This is a genomic window from Arthrobacter agilis, assembly GCF_006494655.1.
GTDB lineage: Bacteria > Actinomycetota > Actinomycetes > Actinomycetales > Micrococcaceae > Arthrobacter_D > Arthrobacter_D agilis.
This window is the reverse complement of the sequence record NZ_VHIM01000001.1, coordinates 370,159-396,104: the sequence shown is the minus strand read 5'-3', so window position 1 is coordinate 396,104 and position 25,946 is coordinate 370,159. Positions and strand designations below refer to the sequence as shown.

Annotated in this window: 24 protein-coding genes; 10 read left to right on the top strand and 14 right to left on the bottom strand. The window is 70.2% G+C overall.

The window, feature by feature from the left end:
• Positions 1-12: 12 nt before the first annotated feature.
• A complete protein-coding gene (locus FJV46_RS01745; RefSeq protein WP_087031280.1) occupies positions 13-756 on the bottom strand; it encodes an MBL fold metallo-hydrolase in 744 nt (247 codons plus the stop codon).
• 282 nt (positions 757-1,038) lie between these two features.
• On the opposite strand from FJV46_RS01745, the gene FJV46_RS01740 reads away from it, so the two are divergent.
• Complete coding sequence (locus FJV46_RS01740; RefSeq protein WP_146065773.1) at positions 1,039-1,377, top strand: hypothetical protein; 339 nt, start codon at positions 1,039-1,041, stop codon at positions 1,375-1,377.
• A gap of 24 nt (positions 1,378-1,401) precedes the next feature.
• Here the strand turns inward: FJV46_RS01740 and FJV46_RS01735 are convergent, their stop codons facing one another.
• From FJV46_RS01735 to FJV46_RS01715, 5 genes are all read right to left on the bottom strand, one after another.
• Complete coding sequence (locus FJV46_RS01735) at positions 1,402-2,169, bottom strand: SOS response-associated peptidase (RefSeq protein ID WP_087031274.1); 768 nt, start codon at positions 2,167-2,169, stop codon at positions 1,402-1,404.
• 25 nt (positions 2,170-2,194) lie between these two features.
• Positions 2,195-2,605 carry a DoxX family membrane protein gene (locus FJV46_RS01730; protein WP_087031271.1) on the bottom strand — a complete coding sequence of 137 codons (411 nt, stop codon included), beginning with the start codon at positions 2,603-2,605 and terminating at the stop codon, positions 2,195-2,197.
• A gap of 65 nt (positions 2,606-2,670) precedes the next feature.
• Complete coding sequence (locus FJV46_RS01725; protein ID WP_087031269.1) at positions 2,671-3,039, bottom strand: hypothetical protein; 369 nt, start codon at positions 3,037-3,039, stop codon at positions 2,671-2,673.
• Complete coding sequence (locus FJV46_RS01720) at positions 3,036-3,686, bottom strand: hypothetical protein (protein ID WP_087031266.1); 651 nt, start codon at positions 3,684-3,686, stop codon at positions 3,036-3,038. The genes FJV46_RS01725 and FJV46_RS01720 overlap by 4 nt, the downstream gene beginning before the upstream one ends.
• Positions 3,677-4,243: an RNA polymerase sigma factor gene (locus tag FJV46_RS01715; protein ID WP_087031263.1), complete on the bottom strand. Its 567-nt coding sequence runs from the start codon at positions 4,241-4,243 to the stop codon at positions 3,677-3,679. The genes FJV46_RS01720 and FJV46_RS01715 overlap by 10 nt, the downstream gene beginning before the upstream one ends.
• 259 nt (positions 4,244-4,502) lie before the next feature.
• On the opposite strand from FJV46_RS01715, the gene FJV46_RS01710 reads away from it, so the two are divergent.
• Positions 4,503-5,375 (top strand): phosphodiesterase, encoded by an 873-nt coding sequence (locus tag FJV46_RS01710; RefSeq protein ID WP_370684705.1) that lies wholly within the window; start codon positions 4,503-4,505, stop codon positions 5,373-5,375.
• 51 nt (positions 5,376-5,426) lie between these two features.
• Here the strand turns inward: FJV46_RS01710 and FJV46_RS01705 are convergent, their stop codons facing one another.
• The 3 genes from FJV46_RS01705 to FJV46_RS01695 form a co-directional block, all read right to left on the bottom strand.
• Entirely contained in the window at positions 5,427-6,230 is an 804-nt protein-coding gene (locus tag FJV46_RS01705) for an MSMEG_6728 family protein (protein ID WP_087031256.1), read from the bottom strand.
• Between the two features lie 40 nt (positions 6,231-6,270).
• The gene (locus FJV46_RS01700) at positions 6,271-7,896 is read right to left on the bottom strand and encodes a stealth family protein (protein ID WP_087031253.1); all 1,626 of its coding nucleotides are present in this window, start codon (positions 7,894-7,896) and stop codon (positions 6,271-6,273) included.
• 126 nt (positions 7,897-8,022) lie between these two features.
• Positions 8,023-8,658 carry a DUF1684 domain-containing protein gene (locus FJV46_RS01695; protein ID WP_087031249.1) on the bottom strand — a complete coding sequence of 212 codons (636 nt, stop codon included), beginning with the start codon at positions 8,656-8,658 and terminating at the stop codon, positions 8,023-8,025.
• An 80-nt stretch (positions 8,659-8,738) separates the two neighbouring features.
• On the opposite strand from FJV46_RS01695, the gene FJV46_RS01690 reads away from it, so the two are divergent.
• Positions 8,739-9,491: a sulfite exporter TauE/SafE family protein gene (locus FJV46_RS01690; protein ID WP_232008592.1), complete on the top strand. Its 753-nt coding sequence runs from the start codon at positions 8,739-8,741 to the stop codon at positions 9,489-9,491.
• Positions 9,492-9,608: 117 nt separating this feature from the next.
• Positions 9,609-10,889 (top strand): cell division protein PerM, encoded by a 1,281-nt coding sequence (locus FJV46_RS01685; RefSeq protein ID WP_179195232.1) that lies wholly within the window; start codon positions 9,609-9,611, stop codon positions 10,887-10,889.
• Between the two features lie 46 nt (positions 10,890-10,935).
• Here the strand turns inward: FJV46_RS01685 and FJV46_RS01680 are convergent, their stop codons facing one another.
• Positions 10,936-11,376 carry a hypothetical protein gene (locus tag FJV46_RS01680; RefSeq protein ID WP_126130558.1) on the bottom strand — a complete coding sequence of 147 codons (441 nt, stop codon included), beginning with the start codon at positions 11,374-11,376 and terminating at the stop codon, positions 10,936-10,938.
• A gap of 56 nt (positions 11,377-11,432) precedes the next feature.
• Between FJV46_RS01680 and purN the strand changes: the two genes are divergently transcribed.
• Positions 11,433-12,026 (top strand): phosphoribosylglycinamide formyltransferase, encoded by a 594-nt coding sequence (gene purN / locus FJV46_RS01675; protein ID WP_087031239.1) that lies wholly within the window; start codon positions 11,433-11,435, stop codon positions 12,024-12,026.
• Entirely contained in the window at positions 12,026-13,042 is a 1,017-nt protein-coding gene (locus FJV46_RS01670) for a magnesium and cobalt transport protein CorA (protein ID WP_087031235.1), read from the top strand. The genes purN and FJV46_RS01670 overlap by 1 nt, the downstream gene beginning before the upstream one ends.
• Positions 13,043-13,105: 63 nt before the next feature.
• Here the strand turns inward: FJV46_RS01670 and FJV46_RS01665 are convergent, their stop codons facing one another.
• Positions 13,106-15,769 carry an alpha-amylase family glycosyl hydrolase gene (locus tag FJV46_RS01665; protein WP_087031946.1) on the bottom strand — a complete coding sequence of 888 codons (2,664 nt, stop codon included), beginning with the start codon at positions 15,767-15,769 and terminating at the stop codon, positions 13,106-13,108.
• Between the two features lie 205 nt (positions 15,770-15,974).
• On the opposite strand from FJV46_RS01665, the gene FJV46_RS01660 reads away from it, so the two are divergent.
• The gene (locus tag FJV46_RS01660; protein ID WP_087031232.1) at positions 15,975-16,577 is read left to right on the top strand and encodes a DUF6318 family protein; all 603 of its coding nucleotides are present in this window, start codon (positions 15,975-15,977) and stop codon (positions 16,575-16,577) included.
• A gap of 193 nt (positions 16,578-16,770) precedes the next feature.
• Here FJV46_RS01660 and FJV46_RS01655 read toward each other — a convergent pair whose 3' ends face one another.
• Positions 16,771-18,123: an MFS transporter gene (locus tag FJV46_RS01655; RefSeq protein ID WP_087031943.1), complete on the bottom strand. Its 1,353-nt coding sequence runs from the start codon at positions 18,121-18,123 to the stop codon at positions 16,771-16,773.
• A 244-nt stretch (positions 18,124-18,367) separates the two neighbouring features.
• Here FJV46_RS01655 and FJV46_RS01650 point away from each other — a divergent pair, with 244 nt between their 5' ends.
• The 3 genes from FJV46_RS01650 (at position 18,368) to FJV46_RS01640 (ending at position 23,464) form a co-directional block, all read left to right on the top strand.
• Positions 18,368-19,312, top strand: a complete 945-nt coding sequence (locus tag FJV46_RS01650; protein WP_126130559.1) for an endonuclease domain-containing protein — start codon at positions 18,368-18,370, stop codon at positions 19,310-19,312.
• Between the two features lie 146 nt (positions 19,313-19,458).
• Positions 19,459-21,063 (top strand): bifunctional phosphoribosylaminoimidazolecarboxamide formyltransferase/IMP cyclohydrolase, encoded by a 1,605-nt coding sequence (gene purH / locus FJV46_RS01645; protein WP_179195231.1) that lies wholly within the window; start codon positions 19,459-19,461, stop codon positions 21,061-21,063.
• Between the two features lie 178 nt (positions 21,064-21,241).
• On the top strand, positions 21,242-23,464 hold the full coding sequence (locus FJV46_RS01640; RefSeq protein WP_087031223.1) for an NADP-dependent isocitrate dehydrogenase: 2,223 nt from the start codon (positions 21,242-21,244) through the stop codon (positions 23,462-23,464).
• An 80-nt stretch (positions 23,465-23,544) separates the two neighbouring features.
• Here the strand turns inward: FJV46_RS01640 and FJV46_RS01635 are convergent, their stop codons facing one another.
• Together FJV46_RS01635 and FJV46_RS01630 are read right to left on the bottom strand one after the other, a co-directional pair.
• Entirely contained in the window at positions 23,545-24,621 is a 1,077-nt protein-coding gene (locus FJV46_RS01635; RefSeq protein WP_087031941.1) for a Gfo/Idh/MocA family protein, read from the bottom strand.
• A gap of 197 nt (positions 24,622-24,818) precedes the next feature.
• Entirely contained in the window at positions 24,819-25,931 is a 1,113-nt protein-coding gene (locus FJV46_RS01630) for a substrate-binding domain-containing protein (protein WP_087031219.1), read from the bottom strand.
• Between the last annotated feature and the right edge of the window lie 15 nt (positions 25,932-25,946).

Sequence of the window (25,946 nt, the reverse complement as noted above, 5' to 3'; positions counted from 1 at the left end):
GTGGCCGCCGGACTAGTGCCCGCCGACCTCGAGGGCCTGCGCGACAGCGGTGTCCACACCCGCACGCCAGGGGAATCCGTGGCCCGGCAGTACCGTCCTCGCCGACGTCGCCCGCAGCGCCTCGAGGGACCGGAGGGCGGTCGCGGTGTCCGCCGTCGCCGCGCGGGCCACCACCTGCGGACCCGGATGGCCGGTGTACGGATCGAGGGTCACGAGGGCGTCACCGCTGACCACCGCGTCGCGATCCGGGAAGTGCAGACCGCAGTGGCCTTTCGTGTGCCCGGGCGTCGGGACGAGCCGGGGGGCGCCGGGCAGCGCCGCGGCCGCCTCGGGCGTGAGGGGGAGGGTGTCCGCCACGCCCCTGACGGCCAGCGCGCCCGCCGCGGTCATCCGGGCGAGCCCCGGGATGGCACGGGGGTAGCGGAGCGGGTACAGGAGGGGTGTCCGCTCCCGCTCGTAGCTGTAGGGGTGCGCGGCCAGGTGGGCGTCGTCCGGGTGGCAGTACACGGGGATCCCGTGCCGCGACCGAAGGTACTCGGCCGTTCCCACATGGTCGAAGTGCCCGTGGGTCAGGACCACCGCCCTGATGTCCTCGACCGATCGGCCGATCCGCTGGAGGGCCTCCCGCAGCAGGCCCCTGGAGCGCGGCAGGCCGGTGTCCACCAGCAGCACGCCGTCGTCGTCCTCCACGAGGTAGACGTTGGTCCTCGCATGCTCCACGAAGTGGATACCCGGTGCCATGTCCGTCCTGATCATGCGTCTGCCTCCCGCGCGCCGTGCCTGCCGTGTCCTCGTGGATGCATCCTCTGCGCTTTCGACCCTAGGCACGCCGCGCGGCGGCAACAAGCGAATCCTCCCGGCCCCGCGGGGTTCCCATATCCCGGCCCCGTCGCTACGTTGAGGATGAGCCGACGCCCGGTCCGGGACGGGTCGGCGATACGGTGGGGTGATCAGCGCGGTGCAGGACGACGGCGCGACCCCCGGATGCGCCCGTGCATCCGGCGGCCGCACCCGGGAGGTTTCGGGATGACGACGGGCATGAGCCAGCAGGAGCAGCAGCGACGGACGTGCGCGGCCTTCCGCTCGACGGCGCTGTCCACCTACGAGTTGTGGCTCCGGTACTTCAGCCTCGGCGGCAATGCCGGCGAGGAGGAGATCGACGCCTACCTTTACAGTTCCCTGCTCCTGCCGCCCTTCGACCGCGACATCCTCGCCCTGGCGGTCAACGAGTTCATCGCGGACCAGCCGCCCCTGCCCCGCGCACCCTACGGCGGCATGGAGGGTCCACATCGGAAGGAGCCGGGCGGGCACCCGGGCGGGACCGGGCGCCAGTGCGGGGAGCGCGACGGCCCGGACAGCCCGGCCCGCCCGGAGTGACCGGGCCGGCCATGGGAGTCCGGGCTACAGGAGGGTCTGCTGCCCGTCGGGCGCGGACGGGACATCCGCCCCGGCATCCGGCAGGGGCTCGATGAGCTCCGGACCGTCGTTGCGGACGGAGCCCACCCGCGGGCCGACGAGGCGTGGAACCAGCTGCGGGTCGGGGATCGCGTCGAGCAGTTCCTGGACCACCGGACGGGATGCGTTCCGGGGATCCAGCCAGTCGCTCCGCAGCCCGGGCGGCACGATCACGGGCGTGCGGTCGTGGATCTCGCCCAGGGTGTCGCTCGCGGGACGGGTGATGATGCTGCAGCTGACCACCCAGCTGCCCCTGGGCTGTTCCTCGGTGGCCGTGGCCGGGTCCCGCCAGAACTCGTAGATCGCGGCGAAACCGAGGTGGGCGGCGTCCTGCCCGTGCAGGTAGATCGGGGTCTTCGAGCCGTCGTCGTTCTTCCGCCATTCGTAGTAGCCGTCCGCGGGGACGAGCCCGCGGCGCTTGAGGGCCGCCGACCGGAAGGACGGCTTCTCCAGCAGGGTCTCGCTGCGTGCGTTGATCATGCGCGAGCCCACGGAGGCGGACGTGGCCCAGGAGGGGATGAGGCCCCAGCGTGCCGGTTCGAGCCGTCGGGTCAGTTCCCCGGTGTCCGGGTCCAGCCGTTCGACGACGAGCTGCACGGTGTCGGTCGGCGCCACGTTCCAGGACGGCCGGACCTCGTCGCCGACCGACTCGTCCACTTCGAAGGCGTCGATCAGGTCGGCCCTGTTGCCGGCGATCACGAACCGTCCGCACATGGCTCCGCATCCCCTCCGGTGGGACCTACTTCTTCTTGCGGTCCAGCAGGAGGGAGAGCGCGATCCCGACCATCCAGATGTCCTTCGCCACGGCCGTGCCCTCCTGGGTGGGCCGGATGCCGTCCTCCTCGGTGAGGCCCGGCGTGCGGAGGTACATGGTGATCATGCCCACCGAGAACGCGAGCAGCCCCAGCCCGGCGAGCCTGCTCGGCACGAAGGGGGCGAGCAGTGCGGACCCGAGGGCGATCTCGGACGCCGCGAGGGCCTTGCCGAACTGCTGTGGCTCGATCTGGCTGACCTGGGGGATGGCCCTGGCCGCCATCGACTGCAGGTAGCCTGCGGTGCCCTCGTCCAGGGCGGTCTTGCCCAGGCCGGAATTGAGGATGAACGCTCCCGTTGCAAGACGCAGGGGGATGTGGCTGGGGCGGAAACCCATGGTGGTGCCTTTCGATGAAGGAGAACTGGTCCGTTGCCGAGCCTACGGGGGCCGTCTGCAGGCCGCTAGTCCTGGTCCGCGGCATCCATGACGCGGGGCAGATCGGCGGGCGCCACGATCGCGCAGAGCTGCACCCGGACCTCGGCGCCGGCAGCCCGCTCGCCTAGGGTGGTCCTCACCGTGTGCGCGACGCGACGCACCAGGGACGGGCCGGGATGGTCCGAGGTGCCCGCGAAGCGCACATGCACCACGAGGACACCGGCCTCCTCCCGCAGGCCCGCCAGCCCTTCGCCGTCGGTCGCCAGGATGCGGGAGCGGCCGGCGCTGAGGACCGAGCGGAGAGCGGAGTGCGGTGGGTACAGGCCCACCACGCCCTCCACTGCCGCAACGGCGGCCTCGATCTCCCGTGCGAGGCCGACGGTGTCCGGGCTCACGGGTGCTCCTCCAGGCCTGGCCCCGGGGCGGTCCCCTGCCCGTCCTGGACGATGTCGGCCACGGTGATGTCCACACCGTCGAGGTGCAGCTCCGTGTGCAGGCCGAACACCTCGCCGACACTGGTCCGGAGGGCGTCGACGAGCGCCGGCAGGCGATACCCGTGCAGGGCCGTGACGCTCAGCTCCACGCGGGTCGGCGCGCCCGGTCGGGTGATGTCGCCGTGCAGGCGGCACTTGCCGATGGTCACGCCGTCGATCGCGTCACCTGCGCTGCGGATGAGGGCGACGACGGCGCCTTCGGTCTCCGACAGGCCGTCGTCGGGGTTCTCTGACGCCACCGGGATCGATCTGCCCGCGCGTGTCTCCAGCCGCAGGTTGGACAGGATGTCCTGGAGCCAGCCGTCGGACGCCGCAGCAGCCTGCGTGTCCTCCTCGGCGAGCCTCCGTGTCAGGTCGCCGAGGACGCGCAGGCTCGCCAGGCCGGCCTGGCACTGCGGGCACTGGCCGAAGTGCGCGGCGTAGGGGGACGAGCCCGTCTCGAGGTACTCGCCCAGTTCCTCGAGGGAATGGCCGCAGTCGTCGGCGGGGGAGTCGGCGCGGGCCGGGCGCGGGGCGTCCGTGCCGTTCGTCTCGTCGGTCATCGCCACCCCTCCATGTCCTTCATCAGGGTAGCGCGGGCCCGCGCGAGGCGTCCCCGGACGCTTTCACTGCTGATGCGCAGCTGCTCCGCGATCTCCTCGTAGGACAGCCCGCCCATCTCCTTGAGCACCCAGCACTGGCGCTGCTCGGCGGGGAGGGCCTCGAGCGACCGCGCGAGCGAGTCGAGTCCGGAGCCGGCGATGGTGGCGCTCTCCGGAGTGGGGCGGTGATCGGGCACCCCGGCCAGGGTGTCCGCGTCGGCGTGCTCGCGCCGCCGCCGGACGATGTCGATGCTCCGCCGCCCGCAGATCCGCATGAGCCAGGACTTCACCACGGAGCCGTCCCGCAGATCGGCGAGGTGGTCCCAGGCGTGGATCAGGGTCTCCTGGACGGCGTCGTCGGCATCCGCCGTCGAGCCCGTCAGGCGCATCGCGTAACCCCGCATCATCGGGCCGTAGCGCCGGGCGAGGACTTCGAAGGCCGCCGTGTCGCCGTCGGTCGCGCGCTCGCAGAGGACGACGTCGGGCAGCGCGTCGAGCCCGACGTCCCGTGGCGGAGGGGTCATGCCGGGCAACCTCCTCGACCGTCGTTGCGCTGCGCGCCGTCTGCTCAGTGAACAGCACATCGGGGGAAGCTCAAACTCGGATCAGGGGATCCGGGCATGTTTCCGGAATGTTTCTCGACCTGCCGCGGGGAGTTCACGAACTTCCCCGCCTCCTCTGGTTTGATGACAGACAGCTAGCGCGACCCCATCGGCTATCGGAGTAGGTTTCATGGTCCCCCGGACAGCAGAACACCCCCGGCATCAGCACTTCATCCTGCACATGAGCGACACGCACCTGCTCGGTGGGGAGGGCCCCCTCTACGGGGCGGTGGACAGCGAGCTGCGCCTGCAGGAGGTGTTCGAGGATCTCGAGGCGTCCGGAGTGCGCCCGCAGGCGATCGTGTTCACCGGGGACCTCGCGGACAAGGGCGAGCCGGGTGCCTACGCGAAGCTCCGGGCCATCGTGGACCCCGCAGCGGCCAGGCTCGGTGCCACGGTCATCTGGGCGATGGGGAACCACGACGACAGGGCTGCCTTCCGCGAGGGCCTGCTCGACGAAACACCGACGCCCGCGCAGGCGGCCGCACCGGTGGACGCCGTCCACTTCGTCGACGGGCTCCGGATCATCACGCTGGACTCGACCGTCCCCGGCCACCACCACGGGGAGGTCTCCCTCGAGCAGCTCCGCTGGCTCGAGCACGAGCTCGCGGTTCCCGCCCCGCACGGCACCATCCTCGCGCTGCACCACCCGCCCGTCCCCAGCGTCCAGGATCTCGCCGTCCTCGTGGAACTGCGCGACCAACGCTCGCTGGCCGACGTCGTCCGTGGCTCCGACGTCCGCACCATCCTCGCCGGGCACCTGCACTACTCGACGACCGCGATGTTCGCGGGCGTGCCCGTCTCGGTGGCGAGCGCCACCTGCTACACACAGGATCTCCTGTTCGACGGCGGCGGGTCGCGCGGCCGCGACGGCGCGCAGTCCTACAACCTCGTGCACGTGTACGAGGAGACGATCGTCCACTCGGTGGTGCCGGCCGGCCGGCACGCCTCGGTGGGCGAGGTGGTCCCGCGTGAGGAGACGCGGCGCCGGCTGGAGGCGCACGGCGTGGTCATCGCCGACGGGACGAGGTCCCGCGTGCTGACGTCCGCCTGATCGGCGGGAGGCGCGCCTCGGGGGTCCCGCACCTGCAGGGGAGCTCGCGCGTCAGGCCAGCGACTCGGGCAGCCCGACGCTGAACAGCGTCCGCGGGTCCTGCAGCAGGGCCGACGGGTGGATGTCCGAGCGCCGCACGCAGCCGTGCAGCCGCGCGCGGCGGACGAGGCCGTCCTCGTGCATCAGGACGGGCCCGAGCTGCCCGGCACGGAAGTGCTCGCCCCCGGGGTCCGCGATGGCGACGGCGTCGCCGTCCTGCACGGTCTCCTCGAACACCCGGAGCTGGCGCTCCCATTTCGGTGCCGCACGTCCGCCGGGCGGATCGGGCGGCATGAGGAGCGTCGTGGCGTCGTCGCCGTCGGACGGGAGGGCAGACGCCCGCCACACCCACAGGCGTCTGCCCTCCGGTTCAGCGGGGATGCGCTCCTCCTCCGGCTCCGGCCAGACGTACGGCAGGTCCTCCGGGACGCCGGGGAATCTGTCGCGATAGACCTCCGGCGCCTTCTGGACCAGGTTGGAGCGGTGGCTCAGGTGCAGTGCCGGGTCGCCGAGCCAGGGTGGCATCGGCACCGCGGCCGTGTCGAGGACCTCGGGAGCGAACTCGAGGATCTGGCGGTGGGTCGAGTCGGCATGACCGCGCGAGACCCACTCCGAGACCATGGCGAGCCCGTAGACCGTCAGTGCCGGTACGTACCCCATCCACATGCGGATGGCCGGGTGCTGCCGCCACCCGTAGTCGGGGATGACGAGCGCGCGCAGTACCTGCAGGGTCTCGACCCGCTGCTTGCCCAGCCGCGCCTGATCGAGGACGCGCGCGCTCGCCTCGAAGTCCGGGTACGGCAGGAAGGTCTGCATGGCGCCAGTTTTGCACGCGACGCCGAGACGGGCAGGGCGCCTAGATCTCCCAGGGGGCCTTGACCGGGAAGTACTTCTCGAGGAAGTCGGTGACGAGCCGAGCGCGCTCCTCCGCCGGCACCTCGGGGAAACTGCCGTCGTTCAGGCAGAAGAAATCGTGATTGCGCTTGTCGAGCATCTTGTTGAGGCTCTTCAGGCCGGAACGCTGCGTGGTGTCGACGTACGCGACGCGGGCCGATTCCTGTGTGACGGCACGCCCGGTCAGGAGCGCGTAGTAGTGGTAGAGGGAATTGGTCACCGAGATGTTGTCCTTGGCCCGGAAGCGGGATGCGGCCGTGGCCGCGAACTCCGCTGCGAACTCGTTCTCCATCTCGAGCAGGACGCTCTTCCGCAGCGGTGCGGCGGTGTGCTCCAGGTGGCGCGTCGTGATGCGTCCGAAGCGCTCGTGCAGGAGTCGACGGTTGACGCGGGCTGCGTTCTCGAACCCGCTGCGCTCCGGGTCGTTGTCGCCGAGGCCGATCCGCGTGTCAGCCTCGATGAACTTCGTGACGCCGCCGGGGGAGAAGAACATGTCCGGTGCCACGGGCCGGCCGAAGAACATGTCGTCGTTCGAGTAGAGGAAGTACTCGGAGAGGCCGGGGATGTGCTGCAGCTGGGCCTCGACGGCCTGCGAGTTGTGTGTGGGAAGGACGGATGGGTCCCTGAAGTGTTCCTCGGACGGGACGAAGGTGACGGAGGGGTGGTCCGCGAGCCATGCCGGGCGGTCCGAGTCGGTGGCGATGAAGATGCGACGGACCCAGGGCGCGAACATGTAGACCGAGCGCAGCGCGTACTTGAGTTCGTCGATCTGGCGGAAGCGGGCCTCGTGGTCGTCGCCCTCGCCCACCACCACGCCCTGCATGCGTGCTGCCCGGGCTGCCTGGTACTCGGGGCTGCTGCCGTCCACCCAGGAGAAGACGAGGTCGATGTCGAAGTCGATGTCCGTCGCGTGGTCGGCGAACATGTTGTCGATCGTGGGCCAGGTGTGGCCGTGGCGCTCCACCTCGCCGCGCACCACTTCGGCGGCGGGCAGGGTGCGGCGGGTCAGGGAGTTCTCCACGGGGAGCTCGATGGCCGTGTCACCGAGCGACCAGAGCTCGATCTGCACACCGGCGGAGGGGCCGTACGCGAGCCCGCCGAGCGGCTCGATGCGTGGCCGGAAGAGCCGGAAGATCCGTGCCTTGCCGCTCTTGGAGAGCTCGCCGTCGCTCACGAGCAGGGTGGTGCGGCGCTTCGTGTCCACGGTGCGGGAGTAGAACGGCTCGTCCCGGCAGGCCTCCACGAGCGCCGTGCGCAGCCGGTCGCGATCGGCGAGATCGACCGCGATGACCGGACGCTGGTCGTTGCCGCGGACCAGGAGGAAGTCGATCCCGGCGTCGTCGAGCGCCGCGCGGATGAACAGCAGATCCTCGACCATGGCCTGGTGCGGGGTGCGGTCCGAGTTGACGAGGGTGAAGCGACGCTTGACCGTCGTGATGTCGGATCGTCCTTCGAAACGGGCTACCGCCGCGCGAGACGCCGACTCGAGGATCTCGGCTTCATTCTCCGGCTCGGGTGCACCGAAATAAATGTCGTGTTGGGCAGCAGTGTCTGTAATCGGAACCTCCGGGAGTGGTTTTGCTCTCATGATAGGGCCTGACGAGGATCCCCGACGGCAAAGGGGCACCTTACCGCTCCTGGGCGCACACAGTCCAGACCCGGCACCGGATCAGGGGATTCACCGGCTGCCGCGCGCTGCGGAATCCGTCCCCGGTCAGTAGGTGCGGTACAGCTCGCCGACGGGTACCTCGGCGGTGAGGCGGTTGTCCGGCCCGGGAAGCGGGCAGGCCCACTGCTCGTCGTAGGCGCAGGACGGGTTGTAGGCGAAGTTGAGGTCCACCACGAGGCTCCCCGGGGTCCGTCCCTCGCCCAGGTGTGCGCCCTTCACCGTGTCCAGGACGTAGCGCCCGCCACCGTACGTGCCGCCGGGAGTGCCCGCGGTCGCGTCCCGCAGCGGCAGGAAGAGGCCACCGCCGTAGGAGGCGAGCTTCCAGAGCGCCAGGGTCCCGAGTCCGGGCAGCACCAGGGTGCCGAGGCGCCGGAAGGGGACGACGCCGTCCGTCCCGGTCGCGACGTCCATCACCTCGCCCGCGCCGGCGTCGTCCACCGCGACCTCGAAGCGGAACGTGGGATCGTACGCCGCGACCTCGAGACCCGTGAAGCCCGTGCGTGCCCCGGCGTGCAGGGCCGAGGCCGGATGGTCGCGGAGGAGATCGTTGCGTCCCCGCTGCCACAGGCCGTGGGCGGCTTCGGGCGAGTCCTCGGCCGCGCACCGGCGGACGTCCTCGTAGAGACCGAAGACGCGGCGCCGCCAGTCCGCCGTCGCGAGTGTCGTGGTGAGTGCCGTCATGGTGTCAGGCTACCGGCGTCGGGGTGTCACAGGGGCTCCTGGCAGGGAAGAAGTTGTTGCCCGGGCGTACTGTGGCTCGGGTGACCCTGGGCATCTTCTGCATCGTGCTGGCCTCCATCCTCGTGGGGGCCGTTGCGCAGCGCATCGCGGGCCTCGGGTTCGCCCTCCTGATCGCGCCCTTCCTCGTGATCATCCTCGGCCCCCACGAGGGTGTCCTCCTGGTCAACATCTGCGGTGTGGTGTCCTCGTCGATCATCGTGGGCAGGGTCTGGAAGGACATCGACTGGAGCATGTTCCGGTGGCTGGTGGTGCCCTCCCTCTTCGGTTCGGTCCCCGGGTCCTTCCTCGCGGTCGCCGTCCCCTCCGCGCCCCTGTCCGTCACGGTGGGCTCGGTGGTGCTCGTGGCGCTCACCGTCTCCCTCATGCTGCAGCGTTCTGCCGTGGTGGTCCGGGGCAGCGTGCCGAAGGTGGTGGCCGGCTTCACCGCAGGCGTCACGAATTCCATGGCCGGCGTGGGCGGTCCGGCGGTCAGCGCCTACGCGCTCCTCTCGCGCTGGCCGCAGCGTCCCTTCGCGGCGACCCTGCAGCCATTCTTCGTCTGCATCGGCTCGGTCACGCTCGTCGTGAAGTTGCTCCTCGACCCGTCGCAGGCACCCGTCCTCGCAGCGTGGATGTGGGTGGCCATCGGTGTCGCCATCGTCGCCGGGATCTTCACCGGCGAGAAGCTCTCACGCTTCGTCCGCGACGACCAGGCCCGCCTGTTCGTGATCGTGATCGCCTTCATCGGTGCCGGCCTCGCCGTGGTCAAGGGACTCGTCGACATCCTGGGCTGACGCGCCGCCGTGCACCGGGCGGGCGCCCCTTCCGTCCGGGCGACCGGCAGGGACGGAGGGCCTGCCCGGACGCGTCGCTCGCCGTCGTCGGTGCGAGCCGGTGGCACCATGGAGGTGATGAAACTCCCCAGCAAGCCCCGTGCCCTTCCCATGCCCCTGTGGCTGCAGGGAGTGGTGGAACTCGGGCAGGCCGCCGTGATCTCGGCCCTCCTCGTCCTGCTCCCCGTCGCCGCGGTCTGGCTGACGGGCGGCTTCGCGGACCGCACCCCGGAGTCAGCCGCACGCCTCGCGGGCCAGGGCTGGCTCGTGATGCACGGCGTGCCACTGGTGCTGCAGTTCCCGCCGGGAGTCGCCGGTGAGGAGCCCGCGTCCGGCGTCCTGCACGTCATCCCGCTCGGCCTGGTGCTCATACCGCTGCTGCTCGCGTGGCGGGCCGGTCGGCGGCTCGCGCGGGCCTCCTACACGGACCAGCTCTGGCAGGCCCTGCTCGGGGCCCTCGTGACGTACGCCCTGATCGGCGCGGGTATCGCCTATCTCTCCGTCACGGCGGATGCGTCCGCGCACGTCGTCACCGGAGCGCTCGTCCCCCCCGTGTCCGCCGGTATCGGGCTCATCACCGGGGCCTACCGGGAAGCGGGGGCCTGGAGCCGCCTCGTCGGCGTGGATTTCGCGGCCTGGGTGGGGCGGACCAGCCAGCATTCCCGCTGGGCGGGGTCCTACGCCTGGTCGGTCCTCCGGTCGGGCTTCCTCGCGGTACTGGTGGCGCTGTCCCTCTCGGCGGTCCTGCTCGCGGTGGCCATCGGCCTGAACTGGGCGGGCATCGCGGCCATCTACGAGCGGCTCGACGGCGGGATCGCCGGCGCCTCGGTGGTGACCCTGTTCCAGCTGGGGCTCCTGCCCAACCTGGCGGTCTGGACCATGTCGTGGTCCTCGGGGGCGGGCTTCGCCCTCGGGACGGGTAGCTCCCTCACACCCCTCGGCAGCGCCGTCGGGCCCCTGCCCGCCCTGCCGATCTTCGGCGCACTCCCCGCGGGGACCCTCGAGTACGGGTACGCTGCCCTCGCCATCCCGGTCCTCGCCGGGCTGCTCGCAGGGTGGTGGTTCTTCCGGGAGGGCGAGAACCACCTCGACGAGTGGCTCGTCCTCCACAGCCCGCGCCGGTGGCTGACCTGGACGGCCTCCACGTTCTCCCTGGCCGTGCTGATCGGGCTGGCGGCAGGGCTCGGCGGGGCGTTCACGGCCCTCGTGTCCCGGGCGTCCGTGGGACTCGGGCGATTCACGGACCTCGGTCCGGACCCGCTGGTCGTGGGCGGCTGGCTCGCGCTCGAAGTCGCCGTCGGCGCCGTCCTCGGGCACGCCGTCGGGCCCCTGCTGGAACGGGACCCCAGCCGCCGCTGAGGCCCTGAGACAGAGGCCATGACCCAGAGGCACTGACAGAGAGCAGCTAGCCGAGCCCGTCGAGTCGGGTCAGCCCGTCCCGGCAGTCGCTCTCGGCCCTGAGCGTCAGGGCGCGCGCCATGCAGTCCTCGTAGGTCTTGGTGACCGGCCAGAGGAGCACCGAGGCGCCCGTGCCGACCGCGAGGAAGAGGGCTCCCACCAGCCCGATCGAGGTGGTCAGGACCACGAGCCGCGGCATCTTCGCGGCGAGGGCCTTCACCAGGGCCACCACGCCGGCGGTCAGGGCGAACAGTGACAGGACGAGCGCAATGACCTTCCACGGCAGTACGAGGCCGGTGGTCAGCAGTGCTCCGACCAGTGCCAGCAGGAAGAGCCTCAGCCACCGCCGCGCGGACGCCGCCGCACGGGTGCGCCCGTCCTCGCCACGGCCCGGACCATCGGTCCGTCCGCGCCCGGCGTCCACTGGTCCGGTATCCCGCTGAGTCATCGTGTGTCCGTCGGCATGGTTCAACCCTAGGCGAGGACAGACCCTAAGGTTGAGCCATGCGCATCGTGGTCCTCGTCTCCGGTACCGGCTCCAACCTGCAGGCCGTGATGGACGCCGTCGAGGACGGCTCCCTGCCCGTCACCATCGCGGCCGTCGGCGCGGACCGGCCAGGCACCGGCGGAGTCCGGCGCGCCGCAGCGGCCGGGATCGAGACCTTCGAGGTGGACTTCCGAGCGTTCGCGGACCGCGCCGCGTGGAACCGGGCGCTGACGGAGGCCGCAGCCGCCCACGAGCCGGACTACGTGGTGTCCTCGGGGTTCATGCGCATCCTCGACCAGCAGTTCCTCGACCGGTTCCCCGACCGCTACCTCAACACCCACCCGGCGCTCCTGCCGAGCTTCCCCGGCGCGCACGGCGTCCGGGACGCGCTCGCGTACGGCGTCAAGGTGACCGGCTGCACCGTCATGATCGCGGACGCCGGCGTGGACACCGGACCCATCCTCGCCCAGGCGGCCGTGGAGGTGCGGCCGGACGACACCGAGGACAGCCTGCACGAGCGCATCAAGATCGAGGAGCGGCGGCTCCTGATCGAGACCCTGCAGAACCTCGCCGCACGGCTCCTGCCCGCCTCCGGCACTGCGGACGCGTGATGTCCCTCGTTGCCAACGCCGTCTACGTGGACGGGAAGAAGCGCATCGACCCCGACACGCTCGAGACGACGTTCGAGCTGATGCGGACCAGCGGCGGCATGGGCTGGATCGGGCTGTACCGGCCGTCCGCCGAGGAGATCAGCGCCGTGGCGGCCGAGTTCGGCCTGCACCCCCTCGCCGTGGAGGACGCCACCAACGGCCACCAGCGCGCCAAGCTGGAACGCTACGGCGAGACGCTCTTCCTCGTCCTGCGCCCCGCCCGCTACCTCGACGTCGAGGAGAAGGTGGAGTTCGGTGAGCTGCACCTCTTCATCGGTCACGACTTCGTGGTGACCATCCGGCACGCCGAGTCACCGGACCTCGGGATCGTCCGGCGCAGGCTCGAAGCGGATCCGGAGTTGCTCGGCACCGGTCCGCAGGCCGTGCTCTACGCCCTGCTGGACCAGGTGGTGGACGAGTACGAGCCGGTGGTGCTGGGCCTCGAGAACGACATCGACGAGATCGAGAATGAACTCTTCGGCGGTGCCCCCGACGTCTCGCGGCGCATCTACGAGCTGCACCGCGAGGTCATCCAGTTCCAGCGGGCCACGCAGCCGCTGCAGACCATGATGGAGTCCCTCCTCCGGGGGTCCGAGAAGTACCAGCTGGAGGCGGAGCTGAGCCGCAACCTGCGCGACGTGCAGGATCACGTGATCCGCGTCGTCGAGCGCGTGAACACCTTCCGCGCCCTCCTGCAGAACGCGTTGACGGTGCACTCGACCCTGGTGGCGCAGCGGCAGAACGAGGAGATGACGCGCCTCACCGAGACCTCCCTGTCGCAGGGGGAGGAGGTCAAGCGCATCTCCTCCTGGGCGGCCATCCTCTTCGCCCCGACCCTCATCGCCTCGATCTACGGCATGAACTTCGACGTCATGCCGGAACTGCACTGGGCGATCGGCTACCCCTTCGCGCTGCTGCTCATGCTCGGCATGGGGGTCGGCCTCTGGTGGACCTTCCGGCGCAACGACTGGCTGTAGTGGTCCGGCAACGGCGGCCGGGACCTCGGGGTCCCGGCCGCCGCCGTCCGGAGCGGCCGCGCGTCAGCGCGTGCCGATCACCTTCGTCCGGTGGTCGTAGACGAAGGTGATCGCGCCACCGGGGTGGTTCAGCACGATGTTTGCGCCGTCGGGCGCTCCGCCCGCCCCGTAGTTCTCGGTCCATGCCCGGTTCAGCGCGGCCTTGTACTCGTAGCTCCCGGCGGGCAGGTCCTGCACCTCGAGGAGCCACGCCTGCGAGGCGTCGTCGAACGTCATCTGGGCCGCGTCGCAGGCGGGGTCCCAGTCACCGCCGCAGCCGAGCTCGGAATCGAGGCTCCCGGCGACGGCCACGGTGCCGGGCTGGTCGACGATGGAGCCGACGGTCACGGTTCTCACGTCGCTGACGGACGTGCCGAGGACCGCACGGTAGCGGACCTGCGTGCCGTCGGCGAGCTCCAGTGCGGTGAGATCGTCCACGGCGCTGTACGTCGGTGAGGACTCGTCCGTCCCGATGGCGGTCCAGGTGCCGCCCGCGACGCTGCGTTCCAGCGTGACGGCGTAGTCGGACCGTTCGGGGCTCACGGTGGCCGTCACGTCGACGGCGCCCTGCACCTGGGTGCCCTCGGCCGGGAGCCCCATGGTGGGCTTCGGGGCGGGGACGGCGGCCGACGCCGTCGCGGACGTCCGGGAGTGGCGACCGTTGTCGAGCACCACGGCCCGGTACTCGACGGCCGTGCCCGCCGGCAGGGCGCTGGTGTCGTGGTAGACGCTGTAGGGCGCGTTGTCGTCCGTGCCGATGCCCGTCCACTCCGCGCCGGCCGTCCGGGCCTCGAACGTGACCTCGTAGAACGAGGACCCGGCGACGTCCGCCGCGATCCTCATGCGCCCGTTGTCCTCGGCCGCGGGGGTCGGGGCCTGCAGCGAGACGGCCGGCGCGGCCTTCGAGGGGGGGACCCGGCCCGAGAGTTCGTAGACCACGGTCGAGAGGGCCGGGACCGTCACGGTGAGGGTCCCGTCGGCCGCCGACTTCGCCCGCTGCGACGCGTCCCCGTAGACGAGGCCGAAGCTCCGCTTGGCGGCGTAGGTCGGGATGGCGGCCGTCTGCGGTTCGGTGCTGTTGTTGAGCGCCACCACGTACTCGCGCTGATCAGTCGCATCGGTGCGGGAGAACGCATAGATGCCCGGTCCCTCCGACGCGTAGCGGTGCTGGTGGGCGCCGTTCCGGAGGGCAGGGTGCTCGGCGGTCACCCCGGCCAGGGACGCAATGCCCCGGTACAGCGGATGATCGACGTCGAAGGTGTCCTCGGCATGGGTCGCATCGGTGCCGAGGAGGTCGTCGTCGAGGTAGTCCGGGACCTGGCTGGCGAAGAGGGTCTGCCGTGCGTCCTGGTCGCCGCCCGGCCCGGTGAAGCCCTGTTCGTCGCCGTAGTAGATCACCGGGTTGCCGCGCGAGAAGTACATCAGCTCGTGGGCGAGCGTGTCCCGTGCCAGCAGTTCGTCGTCGGACGCGCCCGGATTGTCCGCCGTGATGAAGCCGCCGATCCGCCCCATGTCGTGGTTCCCGAGGAACGTCGGCAGGCTGTAGGCGTTGGAATCGGCGTCGGTGTACCAGTCGTCGCCCGCGAAGAAGGTCTCGAGCTCCGAGGCGGGGGCTCCCTGGGAGGCGTAGCCGCGCGCAGCTGCCTGGAAGGGGAAGTCGAGGACGGACTGCATCCGGTTGCGGGTGGTGAACTGCGAGGTGAAGGCCTTGCTGGTGTCGAAGACCTCGCCGAACATGAAGAACTCGTCCTTGCCCTGCGCCCGGGCGTAGGAGAGCACCTCGGGACCGAACTGCTGCCAGAACTCGTCATTGACGTGCTTCATGGTGTCGATCCGGAAACCGTCCACACCGAAGTCGGCGATCCACGTCTTGTAGATGTCGATCATGCCGTCGACGACTCTCGGGTGTTCGGTGAAGAGGTCGTCGAGACCGAAGAAGTCGCCGTAGAAGGAGTCCTCGCCGGCGAAGGTCGTGTCACCGCGGTTGTGGTAGAGCGTGGGATCGTTCAGCCAGTCCGGGACCTTGAGGTCCCGGTCCGCCGCGGGGACCACCGGGACGTAGGGGAAGGACGTCGCCGCATCCAGCTCCGGGAAGGCCCCGGTGCCGGCGACGTCGCGGTCGTCGAAGGCGTTCCCCTCGGCGTCCCGGTACGGTTCCTCGTCCTTGGAGACGTACGGTGCGCGCTCGCCGGCGTCGTACGCGATCACGTCGGCGGTGTGGTTCGTGATGATGTCGAAGTAGACCTTCATGCCGCGCGCGTGGGCCGCGTCGATCAGGGTCCGCAGGTCCTCGTTGGTCCCGAGGTGCGGGTCGATCTGCGTGAAGTCGGTGATCCAGTAGCCGTGGTAGCCGGCGGAGTTGTCCTCCGGCTGGACCGCACGGTTCTTGAAGCTCGGGGTGAGCCAGATCGACGTGGTGCCCATGCCCTGGATGTAGTCCAGCTCCTGCAGCAGCCCGGCCAGGTCACCGCCGTTGTAGTAGCCCTTGCTCGTGGGGTCGAACCCGGACACCGACGGATCGGGGCCCAGCCCGCCGTCGTCGTTCGCCGGGTCGCCGTTCTGGAAGCGGTCCGCCATGACGAAGTAGAAGTTCTCGTCGGTCACGGCCGAGCGGAGCGAATGCTTCGCCGTCGTCGGTGGGGCGGACCCGGGCTTGTCGGGGCCGGCATGCGCGGGCAGGGAGGTCATGGAACCGGCGACAAGGGCGGTCAGCACGACGACGGTGGCGTGGCGGGGTCTCACAGGGTCTCCTTCGTGGGGTCGAACCAGCGTGTCCCACGGCACGGAGCGAGTCAATGACTCGACGCAAATTGCGTGAAAACTTTCTGAGGGCTCCGACGCGATAAGGTGTCCTCAGGCTACTTTCTGCCCTCTCCCCATCGTCAGGATCACCATGAATCTCACGCGCATCGCAGCCGGTGCGGCCGTCACGCTACTGGCTCTCACCGGCTGCGCCGGCACGTCCGAGCAGGCCCCCGCCACTCCGGCGGACACGACTCCGTCACCCGCGAGCTCCTCCGCCCCGGCGGCGAACATCGAGCGCCCCGCCACGAACGACCTCGTGGACGATGCGTCCCCGGAGGGTGCCCGGGCCTTCCTCTACCACTACTTCGAGCTGAAGGCCTACGTCCTGCAGACCGGCGACGCCGCGGCACTGGTGGAGCTCACCGACGGCGCCGAGGCCGAGGAGGCCGAGGCCGCCCGCCTGCAGGCGGTGTACGACGACGGCGGGTGGGTGCTGGGCGGCCAGCCCAAGGTGAAGAACGTCCTCCTCACCACGCCCGAGGACGAGATCGCCGAGGGCGTCGACGTCACCGCCGTGATCCCCGTGAACCCCGATGCCTACACCGAGTTCTCGGCGGACGGTGCGATCACGGAGCAGCGGCCCTTCTCGCCGGACGGCACCGTCTACAGCGCGACCGTGCGGTACTCCGACGGCGCCTGGAAGCTCGCGTCGCTCGAGGAGACGCCGGACGCCGAGCTGCCGGAGGCCTGAGTCGACCTGCGACAGGGCGCCACCCGTGCGGGTGGCGCCCTGTCGCAGGTCAGGGGCTTCTGGGCAGCCTGCAGGTCAGCTCCTGCCGACCTCCCGCAGGTCAGGGGGCGTGGACCGCGTGGAGGTCAGGGTCGTTGACCACGTGCAGGTCTGCTCCTGCCGACCTCCCGACGGTCAGGGACCGTGGCGCGTATCAGCGGAGCTTCGCCGCCCGTGTCTCCGGAGCGTTGAACGCCATGAACACGACCGCGAGCACCACCAGCGCGCCGATGAGGGCGAACGTGAGCGGCAGGCCGAGGTAGGGCCACAGGAGGCTGCCGAAGATCAGCGGTACGAGGCCCGCGCCGATGCGCGAAATGGTGGACGCCCAGCCGAACCCGCTGCCGCGGAGTTCGGTCGGATACAGCTCGGACACATAGGTGTAGAGCACGGGGATGGCGATCTGCACCACGAAGCCGAAGGCCAGCAGCCACGCGGTCGCGACGGCGGGCAGGTCGAGCGTCAGGGCGAAGACCACGAGCAGCACCGCGGACCCCGGACCCGTGATGGCCAGCAGCCACTTCCGGCCCACGCGCTCCACCAGCAGGGCTGCCGCGACGACGCCGAGGAAACCCACACCGGTCATGAACGTGGTGGTGATGAACGCGACGGACTGTGCATAGCCGGAGGCGATGAGGATGCGCGGCATCCAGGTCAGGGCGCCGTAGTACACGAGGAGGATCGTCAGGAAGAGGCTCCAGGCCGTGAGGGTGATGCGCCAGTTGAAGCGCCACAGGCCCGTCAGCTGACCCGAGATGCTGCCGAGCGAGAGCTTCGGCGTCTCTTCCGGCTCGGGCAGGCGCCAGGCCCGCTGCTCGCCCCCGGTCCGTGCGACCAGACCGTCGATCACCGCCCGCGCCTCCTCGCCACGGCCGCGTTGCACGAGGTAGAGCGGAGACTCCGGGACGCCGCGCCGCACCCAGAAGACCAGCAGCGCGGGAAGCACCATGACGAGCATCGCGTACCGCCAGTCGCCGGTCTGCGCGACGACAAGCGTCGTCACCACTCCGCAGAGGAACGCACCGACGGGCCACCAGGCGTCCATGGCCGTCAGGACACGGCCGCGCTGCCGGCGCGGCGTGAATTCGCCGACGAGGGCGTAGTCGACCGGGATGCACCCACCCAGCCCGAAACCTGCCAGGAAGCGGAAGACGCAGAACCATACGATGTCGGGGGAGAAGGCCCCGAGGACCGTGAAGATCGAGAAGACCAGGAGGGTGAGCGTGAACGCCTTCTTCCGGCCGATGAGATCCGCGACCGATCCCCAGACGAAGGCCCCGACCGCCATGCCGATCAGGTTCGACGTCGCGATCCAGGCGGCCTGCCCGGGCACCAGGCCCCAGTCCGCGATCAGCAGCGGGATCAGGTAGGCGTTCAGGGTGACGTCCCAGGCGTCGAACATGAAGCCGAGGCCGCCGATGAGGAAGATCTTCCCCTGGACCTTCCAGCGCCAGGGGAGGTCCTGGACCACCTGGTCGCCGGTGGGGAGCTGTGTGTTGATGCTCATGATGCCTTCGTGGAGGGGCCGGTACTCCCGGAAACTGTACCGCCGCCGGTGGGAGCGGCCGCCGGCGGCCGACGTCGTTCCCTGCCCGGCGTGGGTGCCGTCCGTCCCCGCGGCCGGGCCGAGAGGACAGAAATGACCGGCGACGGCCCCCTCCACCGGTTATTTCTGTCCTCTCGACGACGTTCATTGCGCCAACCCTGTGGAGAACGTCCTCGGCTCCGGTGCGCGGGCACACGATGGGTCGATGCCGACCGACCCCTACGCCACGGCCCTGCTGAACCTGGCCTTGAAGCGGTGCTTCTCCGTGGAGGCTGCCCGTGACCTCGGTATCCCCGCCCGGGTGCTCCGCCGCGCCCGCTACCGGCGGGCAACACGGAGCCTCCGTGTCCTCGACGCTGCACCCGCCGACCTGTCCGACGTCGTCGCCTGCCTCGGATCGCTGACGCCGGGCACGGTCGCGAGCCACCAGACGGCTGCGGTCCTGTGGGGGCTGCCGCTCCCACTCCGATCGGCGGATGGACTGCTGCACCTCACCCGATCGACGGGATGCTCGAGGCCGCGCAGGTCCGGCGTCGTGGGCCATGTCTCGAGGCTGGGCGCGGGCGACGTCGTCACGGCGTACGGGGTGCCGCTCACCTCGCCCGAACGCACCTGGTGCGACCTGGCCGCGACGCTCTCACGTCCGGAACTCGTTGCGCTGGGTGACGCGCTGCTTCGCCGATGGGATGCTCCACGACGGCCCGCGGCCATCAACGAACCGGACCCTCTCAGCAGCGTCGAGGCGCTGGCGGCAGCCCCGGCCCGGAGATCGGGCGCGCGGGGTGCGGCCACCGCGCGTGCAGCGCTGCCGCTGCTCCGGTCGGGAGTCGACTCGGCGCCGGAGAGCCTGCTCCGGCTGCTCATCGTCGATGCGGGCCTGCCCGAACCGGAGGTGAACCAGTGGATCCTGGACAGCGCCGGGCGCCGGGTGTCGCGACCGGATCTGCAGTACCGCGCGCGGCGCATCGCGCTCGAGTACGAAGGCGAGCACCACCTCACCGACCCTCGCCAGTGGGCGCGGGACATCGAGCGGGACGACCGCCTGCGGGCACTCGGCTGGATCGTGCTGCGCTTCACGAAGAGGCATCTGGGGGCCGGCCGTGACGACGGGTTGGCGCGGATTCGGCACGCTCTGGCGCTCCGTCCCTGACCGGCCTGGGACGAGAGGACAGAAAAAACCGGAAGATGACGCGTTCGCCGGTTATTTCTGTCCTCTCGAGGCCCGAGCCGGCCCCCGCATCGGACGCCTATAGACTTGTGGCCGACCCCCAGCGGAGCAAAATGACGGAGATCTGCGTGAGCCTGACCCACCTTGACCGTGTCCCCATCCGCCGAGCCCTGATCTCGGTGTTCGACAAGACCGGTCTGGAGGAACTGGCGCAGGGCCTGCACCGCGCCGGCGTCGCCATCGTGTCCACCGGGTCGACGGCGCAGCGCATCGCCGCCGCGGGCGTCCCGGTCACCGAGGTCTCCGAGGTCACCGGCTTCTCCGAGACCCTCGACGGGCGGGTGAAGACCCTGCACCCCAAGGTCCACGCCGGCATCCTCGCCGACCGTCGCCGCCAGGAGCACATCGACCAGCTGGCCGAGCTCGACATCGAGGCATTCGACCTCGTCGTCGTCAATCTGTACCCCTTCGTGGAGACCGTGCGTTCGGGTGCCGAACCGGACGCCGTCGTCGAGCAGATCGACATCGGCGGCCCGGCCATGGTCCGCTCGGCGGCCAAGAACCACCCGTCCGTCGCCATCGTGGTGGACCCGGCGCGCTACGCGGACGTCGTCGACGCAGCCGCCGAGGGTGGCTTCGACCTCGTGGCACGGCGCCGGCTGGCGGCACTCGCCTTCGCCCACACCGCGGCGTACGACACCGCCGTCGCCGCCTGGACAGCGGAGCAGTTCGAGACGGACGACGGCGCCTTCGCCTTCCCCGGCTACGCGGGCCTCGCCCTCGAGCGTTCCGAGGTGCTGCGCTACGGCGAGAACCCGCACCAGCAGGCCGCGCTCTACGTGGAGAAGGGCGCGACACCGGGCATCGCCCAGGCGGACCAGCTCCACGGCAAGTCCATGAGCTACAACAACTTCGTGGACGCGGATGCCGCCCTCCGGGCTGCCTTCGACTTCGACGAGCCCGCCGTCGCGATCATCAAGCACGCCAACCCGTGCGGTGTCGCCGTCGGCTCCGCGGACGCGGCGGACCCGATCGCGGACGCCCACGCGAAGGCGCACGCCTGCGACCCCGTCTCCGCCTTCGGCGGCGTGATCGCCGCGAACCGCGAAGTCACCGCGGGCATGGCGGCGACCGTCAGGGACATCTTCACGGAGGTCGTCATCGCCCCCTCGTTCTCGGCCGAAGCGGTGGAGATCCTCACGCAGAAGAAGAACATCCGCCTCCTGACGCTCCCCGAGGGCTACGGGCGCAATCCCGTCGAGTTCCGGCAGGTGTCCGGGGGAGTGCTCATGCAGGTCGCGGACACGCTCGACGCCGACGGCGACGACCCCTCCGGCTGGACCCTGGCCGCGGGTGAGGCCGCCGACGCCGCCACCCTCGCGGATCTCGCCTTCGCCTGGAAGGCCTGCCGCGCCGCGAAGTCCAACGCCATCCTGCTCGCGTCCGACGGCGCGTCCGTGGGCGTGGGCATGGGGCAGGTCAACCGGGTGGATTCCTGCCGCCTCGCCGTGGAGCGCGCCAACTCCCTCGCCGACTCCGAGCGTGCGCGCGGCGCCGTCGCCGCATCCGATGCCTTCTTCCCCTTCGCGGACGGTCTGCAGATCCTGCTCGACGCCGGAGTGCGCGCCATCGTCCAGCCCGGTGGGTCGGTGCGCGACCAGGAGGTCATCGACGCCGCGAATGCCGCCGGCGCCACGCTCTACCTGACCGGAGCCCGCCACTTCTTCCACTGATCGTCAGCACGGGAAGGCCGTCCCGAGGACGGCCGGCAGCCCGCGCTCCACAGCCCGTCAACGCCGTCGTTCCGGGGTACGCACCGTTAGGTGTTGGCGGAAGGACCTCGGTAAGTTAGAGCCGATGGGCTAGCCCCAACCGACCACAGACCGCAGAACCACCAGGGAGACGCCACCCATGGCCAAGATCATCTACACCCACACCGACGAAGCGCCCATGCTGGCCACCTACTCGTTCCTGCCGATCATCGAGGCGTTCGCGTCCACGGCGGGCGTGGAGGTCGAGACCCGGGACATCTCGCTGTCCGGACGCATCATCGCGCTCTTCACCGACCGCCTCCCCGCCGACCAGCAGATGGCCGACGCGCTCGCCGAACTGGGCGCCCTGGCGAAGACGCCGGACGCCAACATCATCAAGCTGCCGAACATCAGTGCGTCGATCCCGCAGCTCAAGGCGGCCATCGCGGAGCTGCAGGGCCAGGGCTACGCGATCCCCGACTACCCCGACCACCCCTCCTCCGACGAGGAGAGGGACGTCCGTGCGCGCTACGACAAGGTCAAGGGCAGTGCCGTCAACCCGGTGCTGCGCGAAGGCAACTCCGACCGCCGCGCACCGGCGTCCGTCAAGAACTACGCGCGCCAGAACCCGCACAGCATGGGCGCGTGGACGCCCGAGTCGAAGACCAACGTGGCGCACATGACGAGCGACGACTTCCGCTCGAACGAGCAGTCGGTCGTCATCCCCGCCGACACCACCGTGAGCATCCAGCACGTCGACGCCGAGGGCAACGTCACGGAGCTCAAGGGCTCCTTCCCGGTGCTCGCCGGCGAGGTGCTCGACGGCACGGTGCTGCGGGCCGACGCCCTGAACGCCTTCCTCAAGGCCCAGGTCGCGAGGGCCAAGGACGAGGGTGTGCTGTTCTCGGCGCACCTCAAGGCCACGATGATGAAGGTCTCGGACCCCATCATCTTCGGCCACGTGGTCCGTGCCTTCCTCCCCGAGCTCTTCGAGACGTACGGCGAGCAGCTCTCGAAGGCCGGGCTGAGCCCCAACAACGGTCTCGCCTCGATCATCGGCGGCCTCGACAAGCTGCCCGAGGACGTCCGCGAGGGTGTCCGGCAGGCCATCGCCCAGGGCATGGAGGACGGCCCCGCGATCGCGATGGTCGATTCCGACAAGGGCATCACCAATCTGCACGTCCCGAGCGACGTCATCGTGGACGCCTCCATGCCTGCCATGATCCGGACCTCGGGCCACATGTGGGGGCCCGACGGCGAGGAAGCGGACACGCTCGCCGTCATCCCCGACAGCAGCTACGCCGGCATCTACCAGGTGGTCATCGACGACTGCCGCGCGCACGGTGCCTTCGACCCGACCACGATGGGCACCGTCCCCAACGTGGGCCTCATGGCCCAGGCCGCCGAGGAGTACGGCAGCCACGACAAGACCTTCGAGATCCCCGCGGACGGCAAGGTGCAGGTCGTCGATGCCGACGGCGCTGTGCTGATCGAGCACGACGTCGCCCCCGGGGACATCTGGCGCGCGTGCCAGACCAAGGACGCCGCCATCCTCGACTGGGTGAAGCTCGCGATGACCCGCGCACGGGCCTCGGCGACGCCCGCCGTGTTCTGGCTCGACGAAGGCCGCGCGCACGACGCCAACCTCATCGCGAAGGTCAAGGAGTACCTGGCGGAGCACGGCACCGACGACGTCACGCTCGAGATCATGACGCCGGTCGACGCCACGGCGTTCACCCTCAAGCGCATCCGCGAGGGCGCCGACACCATCTCGGTGACGGGCAACGTGCTCCGTGACTACCTCACGGACCTGTTCCCGATCCTCGAGCTGGGAACGAGCGCCAAGATGCTGTCCGTGGTGCCGCTGATGAACGGCGGAGGCCTCTTCGAGACCGGCGCCGGCGGGTCGGCCCCCAAGCACGTGCAGCAGCTCGTTCGGGAGAACCACCTCCGCTGGGACAGCCTGGGCGAGTTCCTCGCCCTCGCCGTCAGCTTCGAACACCTGGCCACGACGACGGGGAACAAGCGCGCGCAGATCCTCGCCGACACGCTGGACCGGGCGACGGGGACGTTCCTGCTCGAGAACAAGTCGCCGAGCCGCCGCGTGGGCGAGATCGACAACAGGGGGAGCCACTACTTCCTCGCGCGCTACTGGGCCGAGGAGCTGGCGAGGCAGGAGCAGGACGCGGAACTGGCCGAGAGCTTCGCGCGCGTCGCCGAGGCACTCACGGGCAACGAGGACGCCATCGTGTCCGAACTGCTCGCCGTCCAGGGTCAGCCCGCGGACATCGGGGGCTACTTCCACCCGGACGTCATTAAGGTCAGCCGGGTGATGCGTCCCTCGGCCACGCTGTCCGAGGTGCTGGACATCCTCGCCGTCTAGCCGTACCGCAGCAGAAAGCCGACGGCCCGCGGAAGCGGTCCGTCGGCTTTCTGCGTCGCGGCGACCCGCGCCGGGTCGGCTCAGGCGTCGTTGGCGTACCGCAGCCCGATCTGGGCGCGGACGCCGTCGAGCAGGCGCATGGTCCTCACCGTGTCCGCGACCGGCATGGTCGGGCTCTCCGTGAGTCCCGCCTGGATGCAGCGCGTCACCTCGCGCAGCTCGTACGTGTAGCCGGCTCCGACCTGCTCGAAGTGCTCCACACGCGGGTCGCCCTGGCCCGTGCTGACGGTCAGCTCCTTCGGATTGTGGAGGGGACCGCCGCCGGTCTTCAGCCAGCCCTTCGACCCGCTGACGGTGGCCTGCCCCGGGCAGGAGGCGATGAACGAGGACGACAGCTGCGCATAGGCGCCGTGCTCGTACGTCAGCGTGACGGCGGTCTGGAGGTCGACGCCGTCGTCGTTCAGGGTGCCGACGGCCGAGACGGAATCCGGGAAGCCGAGTGAGCCGAGCGCCCACGTGAGGGGATAGACGGTGAGATCCAGCAGGGCGCCGCCGCCGGCGGCCGGATCCCACAGGCGGCTCGTCGGATCGTCCGGAGCGGAGAAGCCGAGATCGGCCTGGATCCAGCGGACGTCCCCCAGGTCGCCGGAGTGGATGATCTCCCACGCACGATTGACGCTCGGCAGGAACCGCGTCCAGACCGCTTCCATCAGGAACAGGCCCCGGTCGGCAGCCAGCGCGGCCAGCTCCTCCGCCTCGGCCGCATTGATGGTGAACGGCTTCTCGCAGAGCACGTGCTTGCCGCCGATCAGGGCCGCCTTCGCCACGTCGTAGTGCTGGCCGTGCGGCGTGGTGATGTAGACGACGTCCACCTCGGGATCGTCGACCAGCCGCTGGTAGCCGTCCACGCCGCCGTCGTTCCCGTAGCTCGTCGCGAAGCCGAAGCGCTCGGCGAAGGCCGCGGCGCTCTCGGTGCTCCGGGAGCTCACGGCGTGGAGGACGGCGTCCTCGAGCAGGGCGATGTCCGCCGTGACCTTGGAGGCTATCCCGCCGGTGGCGATCACGCCCCACTTCAGGGCGCGGCCCGTGGCGGCGATCGGGCTGGGGGCCCCCGGCTCGGCGCAGGGGGGAACGGCTATGCGTGTCTGTGGGTTCATCCACCCATCCTTGCCGCTGCCCGGGGCCGCGTCCACCGACCACACGAGCATGTCCCTGCTCCGTCGTCGTGGGGCCGGCGCTCCGGAGTGGTCCCGTGCCGCCCGCGGCGAGGCGTACCGGACCCGTCACACACGACGTGCCCCGACCGAGGTCGGGGCACGTCGTCAGTGCTGGGTGGAGCGGTGTGCGGGTGCGGCTACTTCGTGATCTCGGACAGCGTGGGATCGTCGGCGTAGGCGTCGGCGGCGTTCTCCTCGGTCACGATCTGGGGCTCGAGCAGGTAGGCGGGAACGGTCTTCACGCCGTTGTCGTAGGAGTCGGTGTCGTTGACCTCGATCTCCTCACAGGCGCCCAGACCCTCGACCATGGTGATGGTGTGCTCCACCAGGTCGCGGGTGTCCTTGTTGATGGTGGAGTACTGCTCGCCGGCCACGATCGACTTGACCGACTCGACCTCGGAGTCCTGGCCCGTGACGACGGGGATGTCCTTGCCTGCGGCCTTCACCGAGGTGAGGACGGCGCGGGCCAGGGTGTCGTTGGGGGACAGCACGCCATCGAGGTCCTCCGAGGCGTAGTTGCCACTCAGGAGCGTATCCGCACGCTTCTGCGCGTTCTCGGCCTTCCAGCCCTGGGTAACGGCCTGGTCGAAGGCCGTCTGGCCCGAGACGACGTTCAGCGTGCCGTCGTCAATCTTGGGCTGCAGCACGCTCATGGCTCCGTCGAAGAAAACCTGAGCGTTGGCATCGTCGGGCGAGCCGGCGAACAGCTCGATGTTGTACGGTGCCTCGCCCTTGCGCTCGGCGAGACCGTCGAGGAGGGCCTGGCCCTGGAGCTCGCCGACCTTGAAGTTGTCGTAGGCCACGTAGTAGTCGACGTTCTCCGTGTTGGTCAGGAGGCGGTCGTAGGCGAGGACGGTGATGCCGGCGTCCTTGGCCTGCTGCAGCTGGTTGCCCAGCTGGGCGCCGTCGATGGCGCCGACGACGAGGACCTCGACGCCGTTGGTGATCATGGCGTTGATCTGTGCCTGCTGCTCCGACACGCCGCCGTTCGCGAACTGGACGGAGGGCTCGTAGCCGGCGTCGGAGAGTCCTTCGTTGAACAGCTGCTCGGCCAGGACCCAGTTCTCCGAGGTCTTCTGGGGAAGGGCGACACCGATGGCTGCACCGTCCTCGAAGCCTTCGCAGGTGCTTGCGGCCGCGGTGCCGGTATCGGTGCCGGTGTCGGTGCCGGCGTCTTCGCGGCCGCAGGACGTCAGCGCCAGTGCTGAGATTGCAGTCAGGGCTGCAAGGGACTTTGCGAAATTACGCATTGCATTCTCTTTCGT

Excerpts from the sequence above, each read along its gene's own strand:
- FJV46_RS01730 (WP_087031271.1), bottom strand. The coding sequence starts at position 2,605 with ATGGGTTTCCGCCCCAGCCACATCCCCCTGCGTCTTGCAACGGGAGCG.
- FJV46_RS01710 (WP_370684705.1), top strand. The coding sequence starts at position 4,503 with ATGAGCGACACGCACCTGCTCGGTGGGGAGGGCCCCCTCTACGGGGCG.
- FJV46_RS01680 (WP_126130558.1), bottom strand. The coding sequence starts at position 11,376 with ATGACTCAGCGGGATACCGGACCAGTGGACGCCGGGCGCGGACGGACC.
- FJV46_RS01665 (WP_087031946.1), bottom strand. The coding sequence starts at position 15,769 with ATGACCTCCCTGCCCGCGCATGCCGGCCCCGACAAGCCCGGGTCCGCC.
- FJV46_RS01745 (WP_087031280.1), bottom strand. The coding sequence starts at position 756 with ATGATCAGGACGGACATGGCACCGGGTATCCACTTCGTGGAGCATGCG.
- FJV46_RS01640 (WP_087031223.1), top strand. The coding sequence starts at position 21,242 with ATGGCCAAGATCATCTACACCCACACCGACGAAGCGCCCATGCTGGCC.
- FJV46_RS01695 (WP_087031249.1), bottom strand. The coding sequence starts at position 8,658 with ATGACGGCACTCACCACGACACTCGCGACGGCGGACTGGCGGCGCCGC.
- purN (WP_087031239.1), top strand. The coding sequence starts at position 11,433 with ATGCGCATCGTGGTCCTCGTCTCCGGTACCGGCTCCAACCTGCAGGCC.
- FJV46_RS01715 (WP_087031263.1), bottom strand. The coding sequence starts at position 4,243 with ATGACCCCTCCGCCACGGGACGTCGGGCTCGACGCGCTGCCCGACGTC.
- FJV46_RS01660 (WP_087031232.1), top strand. The coding sequence starts at position 15,975 with ATGAATCTCACGCGCATCGCAGCCGGTGCGGCCGTCACGCTACTGGCT.
- FJV46_RS01635 (WP_087031941.1), bottom strand. The coding sequence starts at position 24,621 with ATGAACCCACAGACACGCATAGCCGTTCCCCCCTGCGCCGAGCCGGGG.
- FJV46_RS01740 (WP_146065773.1), top strand. The coding sequence starts at position 1,039 with ATGAGCCAGCAGGAGCAGCAGCGACGGACGTGCGCGGCCTTCCGCTCG.
- FJV46_RS01670 (WP_087031235.1), top strand. The coding sequence starts at position 12,026 with ATGTCCCTCGTTGCCAACGCCGTCTACGTGGACGGGAAGAAGCGCATC.
- FJV46_RS01630 (WP_087031219.1), bottom strand. The coding sequence starts at position 25,931 with ATGCGTAATTTCGCAAAGTCCCTTGCAGCCCTGACTGCAATCTCAGCA.
- FJV46_RS01650 (WP_126130559.1), top strand. The coding sequence starts at position 18,368 with ATGCCGACCGACCCCTACGCCACGGCCCTGCTGAACCTGGCCTTGAAG.
- FJV46_RS01705 (WP_087031256.1), bottom strand. The coding sequence starts at position 6,230 with ATGCAGACCTTCCTGCCGTACCCGGACTTCGAGGCGAGCGCGCGCGTC.
- FJV46_RS01700 (WP_087031253.1), bottom strand. The coding sequence starts at position 7,896 with ATGAGAGCAAAACCACTCCCGGAGGTTCCGATTACAGACACTGCTGCC.
- FJV46_RS01685 (WP_179195232.1), top strand. The coding sequence starts at position 9,609 with ATGAAACTCCCCAGCAAGCCCCGTGCCCTTCCCATGCCCCTGTGGCTG.
- FJV46_RS01735 (WP_087031274.1), bottom strand. The coding sequence starts at position 2,169 with ATGTGCGGACGGTTCGTGATCGCCGGCAACAGGGCCGACCTGATCGAC.
- FJV46_RS01655 (WP_087031943.1), bottom strand. The coding sequence starts at position 18,123 with ATGAGCATCAACACACAGCTCCCCACCGGCGACCAGGTGGTCCAGGAC.